This window comes from Vibrio hangzhouensis (genome assembly GCF_900107935.1).
GTDB classification, from domain to species: Bacteria; Pseudomonadota; Gammaproteobacteria; order Enterobacterales; family Vibrionaceae; genus Vibrio; species Vibrio hangzhouensis.
In genome coordinates this window covers 46,088-58,409 of the sequence record NZ_FNVG01000017.1, presented here as the reverse complement: position 1 = coordinate 58,409, position 12,322 = coordinate 46,088, and the positions used below count along the sequence as shown (strand labels likewise).

At 50.2% G+C, this 12,322-nt stretch carries 15 protein-coding genes; 10 read left to right on the top strand and 5 right to left on the bottom strand.

Going from position 1 to position 12,322, the window contains the following annotated elements; translation table 11 throughout:
* Window positions 1-7 precede the first annotated feature (7 nt).
* The 10 genes from C4S60_RS16230 to C4S60_RS16185 all read left to right on the top strand — a co-directional run bounded on the left by C4S60_RS16230 (window position 8) and on the right by C4S60_RS16185 (window position 8,702).
* On the top strand, window positions 8-739 hold the full coding sequence (locus tag C4S60_RS16230; protein WP_103881407.1) for a flagellar basal body rod protein FlgF: 732 nt from the start codon (window positions 8-10) through the stop codon (window positions 737-739).
* A gap of 22 nt (window positions 740-761) precedes the next feature.
* Window positions 762-1,547 (top strand): flagellar basal-body rod protein FlgG, encoded by a 786-nt coding sequence (gene flgG / locus C4S60_RS16225; RefSeq protein WP_103881406.1) that lies wholly within the window; start codon window positions 762-764, stop codon window positions 1,545-1,547.
* Window positions 1,548-1,592: 45 nt separating this feature from the next.
* A complete protein-coding gene (gene flgH, locus C4S60_RS16220; RefSeq protein ID WP_103881405.1) occupies window positions 1,593-2,267 on the top strand; it encodes a flagellar basal body L-ring protein FlgH in 675 nt (224 codons plus the stop codon).
* Window positions 2,267-3,388 carry a flagellar basal body P-ring protein FlgI gene (locus C4S60_RS16215; protein ID WP_167390990.1) on the top strand — a complete coding sequence of 374 codons (1,122 nt, stop codon included), beginning with the start codon at window positions 2,267-2,269 and terminating at the stop codon, window positions 3,386-3,388. Before flgH ends, C4S60_RS16215 begins: the two co-directional genes overlap by 1 nt.
* A gap of 9 nt (window positions 3,389-3,397) precedes the next feature.
* Window positions 3,398-3,952, top strand: a complete 555-nt coding sequence (locus C4S60_RS16210; protein ID WP_103881403.1) for a rod-binding protein — start codon at window positions 3,398-3,400, stop codon at window positions 3,950-3,952.
* Between the two features lie 5 nt (window positions 3,953-3,957).
* Entirely contained in the window at window positions 3,958-5,331 is a 1,374-nt protein-coding gene (gene flgK / locus C4S60_RS16205) for a flagellar hook-associated protein FlgK (RefSeq protein ID WP_103881402.1), read from the top strand.
* A 9-nt stretch (window positions 5,332-5,340) separates the two neighbouring features.
* Window positions 5,341-6,240, top strand: a complete 900-nt coding sequence (gene flgL, locus C4S60_RS16200) for a flagellar hook-associated protein FlgL (RefSeq protein ID WP_103881401.1) — start codon at window positions 5,341-5,343, stop codon at window positions 6,238-6,240.
* Between the two features lie 32 nt (window positions 6,241-6,272).
* On the top strand, window positions 6,273-7,307 hold the full coding sequence (locus C4S60_RS16195) for a flagellin (protein WP_103881400.1): 1,035 nt from the start codon (window positions 6,273-6,275) through the stop codon (window positions 7,305-7,307).
* A 275-nt stretch (window positions 7,308-7,582) separates the two neighbouring features.
* Window positions 7,583-7,885: a hypothetical protein gene (locus C4S60_RS16190; protein ID WP_103881399.1), complete on the top strand. Its 303-nt coding sequence runs from the start codon at window positions 7,583-7,585 to the stop codon at window positions 7,883-7,885.
* Window positions 7,886-7,907: 22 nt separating this feature from the next.
* The gene (locus C4S60_RS16185) at window positions 7,908-8,702 is read left to right on the top strand and encodes a hypothetical protein (RefSeq protein WP_103881398.1); all 795 of its coding nucleotides are present in this window, start codon (window positions 7,908-7,910) and stop codon (window positions 8,700-8,702) included.
* Between the two features lie 131 nt (window positions 8,703-8,833).
* Here the strand turns inward: C4S60_RS16185 and C4S60_RS16180 are convergent, their stop codons facing one another.
* The 5 genes from C4S60_RS16180 to C4S60_RS16160 form a co-directional block, all read right to left on the bottom strand.
* The gene (locus tag C4S60_RS16180; RefSeq protein ID WP_103881397.1) at window positions 8,834-9,127 is read right to left on the bottom strand and encodes a hypothetical protein; all 294 of its coding nucleotides are present in this window, start codon (window positions 9,125-9,127) and stop codon (window positions 8,834-8,836) included.
* A gap of 92 nt (window positions 9,128-9,219) precedes the next feature.
* Window positions 9,220-10,209 carry a flagellar motor protein MotB gene (locus C4S60_RS16175; protein ID WP_103881396.1) on the bottom strand — a complete coding sequence of 330 codons (990 nt, stop codon included), beginning with the start codon at window positions 10,207-10,209 and terminating at the stop codon, window positions 9,220-9,222.
* A complete protein-coding gene (gene motA / locus C4S60_RS16170; RefSeq protein WP_103881395.1) occupies window positions 10,209-11,066 on the bottom strand; it encodes a flagellar motor stator protein MotA in 858 nt (285 codons plus the stop codon). The genes C4S60_RS16175 and motA overlap by 1 nt, the downstream gene beginning before the upstream one ends.
* 9 nt (window positions 11,067-11,075) lie before the next feature.
* On the bottom strand, window positions 11,076-11,804 hold the full coding sequence (locus tag C4S60_RS16165) for a FliA/WhiG family RNA polymerase sigma factor (protein WP_103881394.1): 729 nt from the start codon (window positions 11,802-11,804) through the stop codon (window positions 11,076-11,078).
* Window positions 11,805-11,813: 9 nt separating this feature from the next.
* The gene (locus C4S60_RS16160; protein ID WP_103881393.1) at window positions 11,814-12,302 is read right to left on the bottom strand and encodes a flagellar basal body-associated FliL family protein; all 489 of its coding nucleotides are present in this window, start codon (window positions 12,300-12,302) and stop codon (window positions 11,814-11,816) included.
* Window positions 12,303-12,322 lie beyond the last annotated feature (20 nt).

The following is a 12,322-nucleotide window of genomic DNA, read 5'->3' as shown; positions in this document are numbered from 1 at the left end:
TTAGCGCATGGATAGCTTGTTATTCACAGCCACAACCGGAGCGAGTCGCGTACTCAAGGCGCAGCACGTTCGCTCCAATAACTTATCGAATGCCGATACGGCCGGTTTTCGCGCCGATATGGAACGCGTGAAAAGCATTCCGCTGCAAGGTTCAGGCTTTGATGGACGCACCATGGTTGTCACCAACTCTGCTGCGACGCGCTTTGATTCTGGCGATGTAGTGAAAACGGGTCGGGCACTGGATATCGCCATTATGGGTGAAGGTTACATCAGTGTTCAGACACCTGCAGGCAACGAAGCCTATACCCGTGCCGGTAATATCAAAGTGAATGAACTGGGTGCGATGAGTATCAATGGTTTCCCTGTCATCGGTGATAACGGTCCGATGGTTCTACCGGAATTCCAGAAGGTAGAAATCAGTGAGCGTGGCCGGGTCAGCGTTATTCCACCGGGAGGCGGCGCGGAAGTGGAAGTCGGCACTCTGAAGCTGGTAAAGCCGGAGAGAAATCAACTGCAAAAAGAGAGTGACAGTTTGCTGCACAGCCTTGATGGCCAGCCTTTTGCTGCGGATGCCACCGTAAATCTGGCTCCTGAGCACATTGAAGGCAGTAACGTGTCAGCCATTGATGAATTGCTCAGTGTGATGTCACTTACCCGCAACTTTGAGATGCAAATCCGCATGATGAAAACAGCGGAAACACTTGCGCAATCTGGAAACAAATTAATGAGCGCGAGTTAATCTCGCGCGCAAAGGAGTAATCATGCATTCAGCATTATGGGTCAGTAAAACAGGGATGGCCGCCCAAGATACCAAGATGACGGCGATCTCAAACAACCTGGCAAACGTGAATACGGTAGGCTTCAAGCGCGACCGTGTGGTGTTTGAAGATCTGTTTTACAGCATTCAGCGCCAGCCAGGTGCTCAGGTAGATCAGGTCAACCAATTGCCAACGGGCATGCAGTTGGGTAGCGGTGTACGTGTGGTGGGCACTCAGAAAGTGTTCACTCAGGGTAGCGCGCAAAATACCGGGCAAGAGCTGGATTTAGCCGTGATGGGGCAAGGCTTTTTCCAGATTGAAAACTCTGACGGTCAGATCATGTATACCCGAAATGGTCAGTTTCATGTCAACTCCGAAGGTCTGATGGTGAATAGCCAGGGTCTGCCATTGGAGCCGCAAATTCAGATTCCGGACAATGCGTTAACCCTGTCGGTCGGTGTCGATGGCACGGTGACCACCACCACAGCAGACGGGCCGGCGCCGCAGAATCTTGGGCAAATCACCCTGGCGAAATTCGTTAACCCAGCGGGTCTTGAAGCCATCGGAGGCAACCTGTTCAAAGAAACTGAAGCCAGTGGTCAGGCTGAAGAACTGATTGCCGGCGAAGAGGGGGCTGGGAGCATCAAGCAAGGGGCTCTGGAAGGCTCGAACGTACAAGTGGTAGAAGAGATGGTGGATATGATCACCACTCAACGTGCTTACGAAATGAATGCCAAAGTAGTTTCAGCGGCTGATGACATGCTCAAGTTCGTTGCACAATCAATCTAACCATCAACAGCAGTACTGGGAGTTAACGTGAAAGGAAATAGTGGCATGAAATGGCTTTCTCGATGGTGGATGGTAATAGGGTTACTGGTGTTGACCGGATGTGCAGCTCGTCCCGAGTTTGTACCGCCTGAGCCGGATGAGCAGAAGTATGCACCACCAGAGCTGAATTATGCGTTACCGGAGGCCACGGGGGGCAGTCTGTATCGCCACCAGTATAACCTCACGTTATTCCAGGATCGCCGTGCGTACCGTATCGGTGATGTGCTGACTGTTTTGCTGGTGGAAGAAACGCAGTCGAGTAAAAAAGCTGACACCAAGTTTGGCAAGTCTTCCAATGTCGATTTCAGCGCCGCAACCATTGGTGGTACTACGCTGAATGAAACTGCCGTGGGTTTGAATGGTTCACGCGCCTTTGATGGCAGTGCTGCCAGTTCGCAGGGCAATAAACTGGAAGGCGCCATTACGGTGACGGTACATGAAGTGCTGCCCAACGGAGTGCTGCGTATCAGCGGCGAAAAATGGATTCGTCTCAATCAGGGCGATGAATTTATTCGTGTAACAGGCATCGTCCGTGTCGATGATGTCGATCGTTACAACCAGGTTTACTCGCACCGAATCGGTGATGCCCGTATTACCTACTCTGGCCGTGGTGCTCTGGCAGACAGTAACTCTGCTGGCTGGCTCACTCAATTCTTCACCAGCCCATGGATGCCGTTCTAATGACAAAACAACGCTATTTTTTCACGTCGATTTTTCTGGCTTTTGCATTGGGCATGATGCCCGTCGCGAAAGCGGAAGTGGAAATTCCCATTATGGATTTGGTCGATGTTCAGGGGGTTCGTAGTAACCAGTTAGTGGGCTATGGACTGGTCGTGGGCCTTGATGGTCAAGGGGACCGAAATCAGGTGAAGTTCACCGCTCAGTCCATCACCAATATGCTACGCCAATTCGGGGTGCAGATTGGTGACGATGCCAATCCTAAGTTGCGTAATGTGGCTTCTGTGAGTGTTACCGCTACCGTCGATCCTATGGCAGGCCCGGGGCAAATGCTGGATGTTGTGGTGTCCTCTATCGGTGACGCCAAAAGTCTTAGAGGCGGCACGCTGTTGCTTACTCCGTTGCGCGGCGTGGATGGCGAGGTGTATGCCGTAGCTCAGGGCAACGTCGTGGTTGGTGGTGTATCAGCGGAAGGGCGCAGTGGCTCTAAGGTCGCGGTAAACACCCCAACAGCGGGGCGTGTACCGAACGGTGCGACACTGGAGCGTGAGATCCCGTCGGATTTCAACTCGCGTTCGCAGATCACTCTGAACCTGCGCAAGGCCAGCTTCACCACGGCGAAGAACATTGCCCGGGAGATCAACAGTACCTTTGGTCCGGATGTGGCGATTGCCGTCAATAAAGTGCGCGTGGACATGCGCGCGCCTAAAGACAGTCAGCAACGAGTGACCATGATGTCCATGCTGGAAGAGATGAGTGTGGTTGAAGGGCGCAAACCTGCGCGTATTGTCTTCAACTCGCGCACAGGAACTGTGGTGGTCGGTAAGAACGTCAAAGTGACCGAGGCTGCAGTGAGCCACGGAAACCTGACCGTTTCGATAACCGAATCGCAGAAAGTGAGTCAGCCTAATGCCTTTGCTGATGGTGATACTGTGGTGGTGGATCAATCGAAGATAAACATCAACGAAGATCAGGCACAGATGGTGATTTGGCCGGAAGGAACCGAACTCAATACCATCGTCAATGCTGTCAACAGTTTGGGCGCAACTCCGACGGATTTGATGTCTATTTTGCAAGCGCTGCATGAGGCCGGTGCCCTCAATGCTGAACTGGTCGTGATTTAGGAGCTGAGTATGAATATAGATGCGATGAACGACACTACGCAGATGAACAGCGTGCTTTATCACGACAACGCGGCTCTGACCAATATCAAACACAGCAGCGACCAACAGGGGGCTCTGCAAGAGGTGGCGGGACAGTTCGAAGCCATGTTTCTGCAAATGGTGCTAAGACAAATGCGCAGCAGTAGCGATGTGCTGGCCGATGAAGACAGTCCGTTTTCCTCTCAGCAGCATGGGGTATTCCGTGATATGCATGATGGTCAGTTAGCGATTGAAATGGCCAAGAAACAGAGCTCAGGCATTGCGGATATGTTGGTTAAACAGCTCGGCCCGGCTCAGTCAACCTCGTCTAATCTTGAAGTGCAGTTCGACCCGGCGATAACAAACGTGATGCAACCTGCCAACGATATGGAACCATTGTCACAAGTTGGTACGCAAGCGATCGCGGAACCCCTTGAGTCAGTTAATTCCCAGACACAGTCGGTCGCCTTTTATAGGCAATCCCCTAAAGAAGTCGCCACTACCATGGCATTTTCCCAGTCTCTGATTAGAACAACGGAGCTCTAGTTATCATGAATCTCGTCAATATTGCGCTCTCTGGCCTGAATGCGAACCGGGTGGCACTGGATGTCACTGCGCAGAACGTTGCCAACATCAATACTCCGGGTTACAGCCGACAGCAAGCTATGATGGCTTCGTTATCGGGGGGGAAATACGACAAACACAGTGCGGGTATGGGGGTCGAGGTGACCAGCATTCGCCGCGTGACCGATCAATATCTGGTGAAGCAGACCTGGTCAACCGCCAGTGCTGCCAATTACGCGTCCGGGTACACCAGTGCCATGAGCCAGTTAGAAAACATGCTGGGGGCAGACGGATTCAGTCTGTCGGCAGGTTTGGATTCGCTGTTTGCGTCTCTCAATGATGCGACCACTAAACCAGAGTCGAACCCATTACGCCAGCAGGTGATTAATGAATCAGAAGCCTTGGCTCGCCGCTTCAATACTCTAACTGAATCTTTGCACAACCAGCACAAAGACGTGCATGACCAACGCAATGCCGCTATTGCTCAGGCCAACAGCCTGATGAGCAATATTGCTGATGTGAATAAGCAGATAGTGGAGATGCAGGGGACTGGTGGCAATCCAGCACAACTGATGGATACCCGCGATGCACTCGTCGGTGAGCTGTCAAAAATCATGGAAGTGAAAACCACCGATCAGGCAGATGGCAGCATTCAGTTGGCGCTTGTATCGGGTCAACCACTGGTGATGGGGGCGGATGCCAGTAAGATCACAGCGGTACCCGATCCAAGCGACCCATATTTAGCCGACATCCAAATCGAATTTGGTAATCAAACTTTTGCTGCCAAAGGGGATGTGGGAGGCAAGCTAGGTGCTCTCAATGACTATCAGGTAGATGTGCTTAAGCCTTATCAGCAGGCCATCGACGATATGGCTCGTAACTTAGCGGACGAGTTCAATGCTGTACTTGCGGCTGGTGTGGATCTGAATGGTAATCCGGGGCCGCCCCTGTTTACTTATGACCCTGCCAACCCAGCAGCCAGTCTCAACATCACCGATATCAAAGCGGATGAACTGGCTTTCTCTGCGGATGGTAACCCGGGTAACAGTGATAATTTGAAAGATCTGATCGCTATCAGTAACAAACCGGTTGCTATTTCAGGGCTTGGTTCGTTGTCTCTTAATGATGCATTTACTGCGATGGTCGGTCAAACGGCGATCAAAGCCAGACAGGCAGATTCGGACTATCAGGCCAAACAGTCGATGTTTGAGCAATCGGTCGCCGCACGCGACAACGTCAGCGCGGTAAGCAGTGATGAAGAAGCCGCTAACCTGATGACGTTTGCCAATGCACATAATGCCAACATGAAAGTCATTAGCACTGCCAACCAACTGTTCGATTCTGTGTTGCAGCTATTTTAAGGAGTTAGTATGAGAGTCAGTGATACTCAATTTAGCCAGATGATGCTGCAAAGTTTGCAGCTCAATAATGCCGGTCTGGGCAAGGTGCTGCAACAGATGGCCACCGGGGATCGATTAACCAAGTTGTCTGATGACCCAATGGCCTCGATTCAATTGCTTAACCTGGATCGCGAAGGCAGTGCTATCAATCAGTATCAGCGCAATATTGCTAATGTGAAAACCACGTTATCAAGCCAGGAGACCTATCTTGACTCAGTGAATGAGGGCCTGAAAAGCATGCGTGAGCTGGTGTTGTGGGGTGCCAATGGTACGATTAGTGATGATGACCGTGCGGTCATGGTGACTGAGTTAGAAAGCCTGAGGGATTCCGTTGCCGCTGCGTTTAATGCTCAGGATGAAGAAGGTCATTACCTGTTCTCTGGCACTAAGACAGATACCGCTGCGGTGTCTAATGCAGGCGGCAGTTACGTGATTGAGGGTAATAATGATAAGCGTGTAGTGACTGTCGCCAAAGGGGTGACGATGGAGTCGAATATGACGGCTCAGGATATTCTGGATCTGGGCGGCGGTAATAACGTCCTCAATCAGATTGATGCGCTTATTGTTGAATTTAAGAACCCGAGTCCAAATTTTCAAAACGAAGTTGCAGCCAGCCTGGATGCCATTGATGATACGCTGGGCAACGTACTGGGTGCGATGACCGAGATTGGTGGCCGTCATAATAACCTTGATCTCATGGACGGCGCTCATGGTGAAAATAAGCTGTTTGTAGATAAGGTGACCAGTGACATTTCCGCTCTGGACTATGGCGAGGCATCGGTGCGCTTAAGTAATTATATGGCTGCCCTGCAGGCAACTCAGGCCAGCTATGTGAAAATCAACGATTTATCTCTTTTTGACCGTATTTAGGTCGACCAATTTGAGCAACAAGGAAAGGTGTTATGGCAGTTAGTACGGTTGAAGTCAGACCGCATAGTATTAAGCTGACGGGGCAGGAGGCGGCAACTATTGCTCCGTCTCAGGCTTCGGATACCAGCAGTTCGCTGTCCAAACGCCTTTTAAGACCTCAGGCAGACATCACGTCTGCCTACTCATTATCGGGGGTGTTACTGACTCAGGGTCAGCAGCACGCGACGTCGGTGCAAATTGCCACCAAAGCACTGCAAGGGGTCGGTAAAGAGCTGACGCAGGTGAAACGGCAGTTGACCCATTCGCTCTCACACGGGGTCACCAGTGCCACGTCAGATGCGCTCACCCGCTCGAAAACCACCATTGACGCAACGCTGAACCAGGCCCGGTTTGATGGTAAGCGTGTAGTTGATAATGAACTGCAACTCAAACTCGACAGCGCGGATGTGAGGCGATTTTCTATCCCCGGACTGAACGTGCACCGCATGAGTGAAAGAGCGGAGCAGGTGCGTCTGGACTTTCCTGGTGGCGGTTCCGTAGTGCTGCAATTTGACGGCCAGTCGGATGGTGTCCGTACAGTAAAGCAGCTCGATCGCAGTCTGATCCCAATGGGGATGCGAGCCTCATTATCCCACGACGGCAGTATTTTGTTTGAGGTTCACGAGTCAGCCTACGCTGCGATGAAGCAACAGGTCAATGTCACAGGGCAGGGCCACCGTTTTCCAGCCGGTCAGGCTAATACCTTTAACATTCAGGCAGAACCGGATGGCACGGCCGAACTTAAGTTTGACTTAGGCTCTCGTGACGGTATCAAACAATCTATTGCCAAGGTCAATCAGCACCTGCAGCAAGCTCAGATCAGTCTGAACGAAGCTAGACAGTTTCAGTCACAACTGAACACGCAGATGACGCGCATCCAAAGTCAGTCTAATGTCCCTTCTGCTGAACAAGTCAGTGAGCAACTGACCCAGTTTAATCGCCTTTCTCAAGATTTCACCACCACCTTCAAAGCGCTGAATGCCCAGGCGAACGTTCGCCGCCATACGGTTGTTGCCTTGCTGAAATAGCTCTTCGGAGCTGTTTCCAGTTATTACCCCCCTCAAGTTACTCCCAGATTTGTTACCAAGTGTAGCGGTTGCGTCGCGCGTTCATTTGGAAAACTGCCGCTGTATGTCATATTAATAATTACCATGAATGAATAATATATTTATATAAATCAGGTGTTTACATTGTGTTAAATAGATTGAGTTGCATCACGGGAATGATATTTCGATCAGAAATGTATGAATGTCTTTGATATGAAAGTTTTTGCATTAAAGGCGATGCATATATAAGGAACATTATGAAATATCTACTTCTATCCAGCGCTATCTTACTGTTAGCTGGTTGTGGTGGGGGAGACAGTGAAGACTCAGGGAGTGGAACGGTCTTTAAAACTGTTGATGAACTTAAGCAGAGTGCAACACTAGTGGTTGACCAAGATGGCAAGGAGTACAGCCAGATCGAAGTGTCCGAGTCTGAGGACGTGGTGATCGAGGTATCCACCAATAATGGTCAACAAGGGGTCTTTGCTTTAGTTTCAAATAGCGACAGTGACTTACCCGCCGAAAAGCTGGTTGTCTCTGGCAAACTCACCATCAAATAACAATAAATATATGGATGTAACAATGAATAAAAAACTAGTAGTGGTCGCACTGTCATCAGTGTTAGGTGTTTCCTCGGCTTTTGCAGCGGGCAACGCGATTCTGAATGTGGAAGGCGAAATTCAAATTAACGGTCAAACCGTGATTGATAATAGCGGTAATTTTGTCGGGCTGGAATTTGCCCAGCAGAATCAGGTTACGATCTCAGATTATTATCTGTCTCGCGACGGGGTTTATACTTTTGTGAGTGACAACGGTTGGAAAGATGTCTATACCGTTTCCGGTAATAGTGAATCATTCGTATCGTACTACGCGGACCCGCAAAGTGGTGAATACGTTATAGTTGCAGAGGGCGCCTGGCTAGATAATGGTGACGGGACTTATACCACTACGTGGCAAGATTACCCTTCTGACAATGTAGAGTACAGCAGCACTATCAGAGAAACAGAGCTAACACAGCCAGCCGCAAGCTATCAAATCGGCAGCCTGTTGGTTAAAGCGTTTGAATCAGAGGTAATTGATTCTTCCTACAGCGAAGAGGTTGGTAATACGGATGTTTATACCAGTGAATATGCGTACGGCGGCAAAATGGCGTCATTTACCCTTGAAGATGGTACACAAATTTCTGACTGTCTCGTGGGTGCCAATGCGGAAATCCGCTGTAAGGAATTTGGTACGGTGGTTTACGACGACAGCTATGTGCTCGAAAGCTTCCAGCCTCTTACTGGGGCTCAGGTAGCGACCCAGTCAACGTCAACTTCTGCAAAACGTGACCGTTCTGCAACGCTTAAATTCTTCTCCAAGCTAAAGCAAAAATAGCACTGAAATGAGCAGGCCAGGCCTGCTCTTTTTTATTCGTTTTCGTCAGTTCAAAGGCTCATTGAGCTTGATGCCGCAGGCCGATACGTAGTTTTCTAGCACCTAGCACCTAGCACCTAGCACCTAGCACCTCAAACCAAAAAGAAAAAATACAAAAAGCAAATAAACGCCAGCAGCGTTGCGGAAAGTGTGGGGTAGATAATGTACGAATCGCGTTTGTGGGTGCGGCGGAAGCAGAGGAAGGTCAGCAGACCGTTGTAGACCACCAGAAGCATGCTGATTGCGGTTCCTCCTTTCAGAGTCAATGAGGATAGTTGACTGAGAAACATCGCCAGTAAAGCGTAATCAACAACGATCAACCACAAAAAGGCTTTTTGCAGACTGTCTGATTTGCTCTCGGCAAAATGAGGATGAGTTTGACGCATAACACGCTCTACTTAGATCAAATATCAATAAAAAAACAAAGGCATATCAGGGTGTTCTACCTAAGCATAGAACACCTGTCCTGACTCGCAAATTACAGTGCTTGTGGTGATACGGAAGAGGTGCCTTCCGATTCAAAGCGTATGGTATCGGTTCTGAAGACCGGCTGATTAAATTTGGCCTTCTCACGTGCCTTCTCAAGTTCATTATGACTTTGATCGCCAAACAGGGTGCTGATGACTTCTGCAGCGGGTGTAGTCAGTATAAACAACTCAATTCGACGGTTTTCACTCGATTTAGGATCGTGCTGGTTGAGTAGCGCACGGTCAGACATGCCCGTTACCTGCAACACACGCTGCTCAGGCATACCACCGGCGACCAGAGTCTGTCTGGCGCGGTTGGCACGCGATGAAGACAGCTCCCAGTTGGAGGTGTTGCCAAAGGCCTTGCGATACTGGGTGGCGTCGGTATGGCCACTGATGATCATCGGGTTTTCTACCCGCTGAAATACCGGGGCCAGGGCCAGTAACAGATCCTCAAAGAACGGGGTCAGTTTGGAGCCGCCGCGACCGAACATCTGTTGCTTATAGTCGTCCTGCAACACGATTCTCAGGCCCTGCGGTGTCACTGTGACATCCACATTTCCTTCGGCATTAATCTGACGCATCATCTCATTTACCAGCTTAGCCAGAGCAGCCAGGCGTTCCTGGGTATCAAAAGTGCCATCAATCAGTGAGTCGGACTCTGGTCCCTCCCGATCGCCCTGGAAGAACGAGGTGACGGTATGAACTGAGTCGTGGCGACTGGTGACTGAAGAGTCGGACGCCAGATCGATAGGAGAGATACTTTGTGAGGTATCGAACAGGCTGCCCGTGCTTTTGTCAAACACACTGGCCATCTGCAGGTGGGCGACAATGGCTTTGCGCTCATCTTTGTCGACGACCTGCATGACCCATAATACGAGAAACAGAGCCATTAGTGCGATCATAAAGTCGGCGAGTGCGACTTTCCAGGCACCGCCATGATACTCGTGATCATGACGGCGTCCTGAACGCTTAAAGACGACTTGCTCTTGTTTTTGCATTATCCCTCCTGTTCAGCTAGCCACCTCTCCATTTGATTGAAAGTAGGTTTGATGTCGAGCTGAATGTGCTTGCGGCCTGCGTCGATAGCGAGCAGTGTCGGTTTCTTGGCCACATACGCTACTAAGGTTGCGCGGATGCAGTCAAAAGCTGACATGTCTCGTTTGACTCGCTGAGCCATGGCGTTACTCGCCGGGTCTAAACAGCAGTAACAACCAAAAATACCTAAAAATGTGCCTACCAGAGCAGCGGCTACATGATAGCCAATCATTGCAATAGAGCCGTCGATCGCCTGCATGGTGATAATGATACCGCCGACGGCGGCAAGGATTCCGAAACCGGGTAGGGCTTCTGCCGTTCGCTGCATTGAGCGTGATGGCAACAGGAGATCCGTTTCTATTGCTTCAATTTCTTGTTCTAGTAGTCCCTCTAACTCATGAGGCGACATTTGACCCATTGCCATTAAACGCAAATTGTCGGTAATGAAAGAAACGAGGCGATAGTCACGACTTACTAACGGGTAGCGATTGAAGATTGGACTCTGCTCTGGATTCTCAATGTGTTTATCCAATGCTTTGAAGCCGCCACTGCGAACGGTTTCCAGCAATACCTGAAGCAGGGCCATCAACTCCATGTAGAACGCTTGTTCGTCCTGGTTAGGGGACATGATTGAGCGTAGTTGTCGACGCATCTCTTTCAGAACATGAGGTGGGTTACCGATGATCAAAGAACCCACGGTTGCACCGATAATGATCAGGAATTCAGCTGGCTGCCAGATGGCCATCATGCTGCCCCCTGCCCAGACGTAGCCGCCGAAGACACACATCAAAATGATGATCGCGCCCATAAACTTTTGCATATGTGACTCCTAAGAAGAAAGTAATTGGTTGAGTTGTTTCAGTGCCTGCTTGTGCAATTGACAGATCCGCGGAGGGGTCAGCTCAAGTACAAGGGCGATTTCATGAAGATTCAGTTCGTGCTGATAAAACAGTGTGAGCAACAGTTGCTCGCGTTTGGGAAGCTTGGACAGAGCCACTTCCAGACTGCGGCGGATATGTTCATGGTGTGTGCCTTCGTAGGCGGAATCCACCTGACCTTCCATCCCTTTTTCAATCAGTTGATCCAGGCTTTGCATTTCACCCGCCATAGACGCACTGAGTCGGGCATGATAGTCGGCCTCATCGGTGCCCAGTGCCTTTATGATCTCTTTTTCCGTTGGCACGCGTTTCAGCGCTTTGGTGAGATCGCGGGTAATATCGTTAAGCTCATGAGCCTGCTGACGGGTTTTACGTGAACGCCAGTCCAGCCTTCTCAGTTCGTCCAGGATAGAGCCGCGGATGCGACAGACCGCAAACGCCGGAAAGTTAGGGTCATCAATATTGCCGTAGCGACGGCCTGCTTCAAGCAAACCGATCAGACCTATCTGCTGCATATCTTCCAGGCTACAGTGGGTTGTTGCGTGATTGCGCAGCTGATTGACGACCCGTTTAACCAGCACTTGATGCTGGCTGAGCAGACGATTCTCATCAATGGGCGTGGAAGGCGAACTGACCTCGTCAGCTAAGGTATAACTGTCCGTGTGATTCATATCCAACATAGGCTGCCCCTACTGCACGACGTACTTAGTGAGCAGTACGTCATCGATATCACGAATCACATCGGTTTTGGCGAACGCCTGCATGACGGTATTTTTGACTTCATTTTGCAAAGAAGTCAGTGCCTGCTCACCGTGCAAATCTTCGTAAGTCTTCTGGCTAAAAAGATTCAACATTGCATTGCGTACGACAGGCATATAGTCATTGATGTTTTGCAGACGTTCAGGTCGACGGGTCTCGACGGCTAACTCAATCATCACGAAGTGTGTCTGTTTCTTGCCACGCACGCTGAGAACCACTTTATCCAGTGACTGAAAGCTCGGGGCGTGACGGGCACTGTTATCTTCGGTCAGAAATGACAATGGGGTGTTTTCGATCATGCTGCTATCGTCACCTGCTTGCTTCAGGTACCAGGCCGCGCCAAACACCGTGGCAGCCGATACCAGCGCACTGGCAATGAGCATGGCGATGAACATGGCGAAAAATTGCTGTTTAGTCATGATTTAATTCCTTATTAAGA

What these genes read in the sequence shown, in the direction of transcription:
- C4S60_RS16230 (WP_103881407.1), top strand. Translation starts at nt 8, where the DNA reads ATGGATAGCTTGTTATTCACAGCCACAACCGGAGCGAGTCGCGTACTC.
- flgL (WP_103881401.1), top strand. Translation starts at nt 5,341, where the DNA reads ATGAGAGTCAGTGATACTCAATTTAGCCAGATGATGCTGCAAAGTTTG.
- C4S60_RS16160 (WP_103881393.1), bottom strand. Translation starts at nt 12,302, where the DNA reads ATGACTAAACAGCAATTTTTCGCCATGTTCATCGCCATGCTCATTGCC.
- flgG (WP_103881406.1), top strand. Translation starts at nt 762, where the DNA reads ATGCATTCAGCATTATGGGTCAGTAAAACAGGGATGGCCGCCCAAGAT.
- flgH (WP_103881405.1), top strand. Translation starts at nt 1,593, where the DNA reads ATGAAATGGCTTTCTCGATGGTGGATGGTAATAGGGTTACTGGTGTTG.
- C4S60_RS16215 (WP_167390990.1), top strand. Translation starts at nt 2,267, where the DNA reads ATGACAAAACAACGCTATTTTTTCACGTCGATTTTTCTGGCTTTTGCA.
- motA (WP_103881395.1), bottom strand. Translation starts at nt 11,066, where the DNA reads ATGCAAAAGTTTATGGGCGCGATCATCATTTTGATGTGTGTCTTCGGC.
- C4S60_RS16190 (WP_103881399.1), top strand. Translation starts at nt 7,583, where the DNA reads ATGAAATATCTACTTCTATCCAGCGCTATCTTACTGTTAGCTGGTTGT.
- flgK (WP_103881402.1), top strand. Translation starts at nt 3,958, where the DNA reads ATGAATCTCGTCAATATTGCGCTCTCTGGCCTGAATGCGAACCGGGTG.
- C4S60_RS16195 (WP_103881400.1), top strand. Translation starts at nt 6,273, where the DNA reads ATGGCAGTTAGTACGGTTGAAGTCAGACCGCATAGTATTAAGCTGACG.
- C4S60_RS16185 (WP_103881398.1), top strand. Translation starts at nt 7,908, where the DNA reads ATGAATAAAAAACTAGTAGTGGTCGCACTGTCATCAGTGTTAGGTGTT.
- C4S60_RS16210 (WP_103881403.1), top strand. Translation starts at nt 3,398, where the DNA reads ATGAATATAGATGCGATGAACGACACTACGCAGATGAACAGCGTGCTT.
- C4S60_RS16165 (WP_103881394.1), bottom strand. Translation starts at nt 11,804, where the DNA reads ATGTTGGATATGAATCACACGGACAGTTATACCTTAGCTGACGAGGTC.
- C4S60_RS16175 (WP_103881396.1), bottom strand. Translation starts at nt 10,209, where the DNA reads ATGCAAAAACAAGAGCAAGTCGTCTTTAAGCGTTCAGGACGCCGTCAT.
- C4S60_RS16180 (WP_103881397.1), bottom strand. Translation starts at nt 9,127, where the DNA reads ATGCGTCAAACTCATCCTCATTTTGCCGAGAGCAAATCAGACAGTCTG.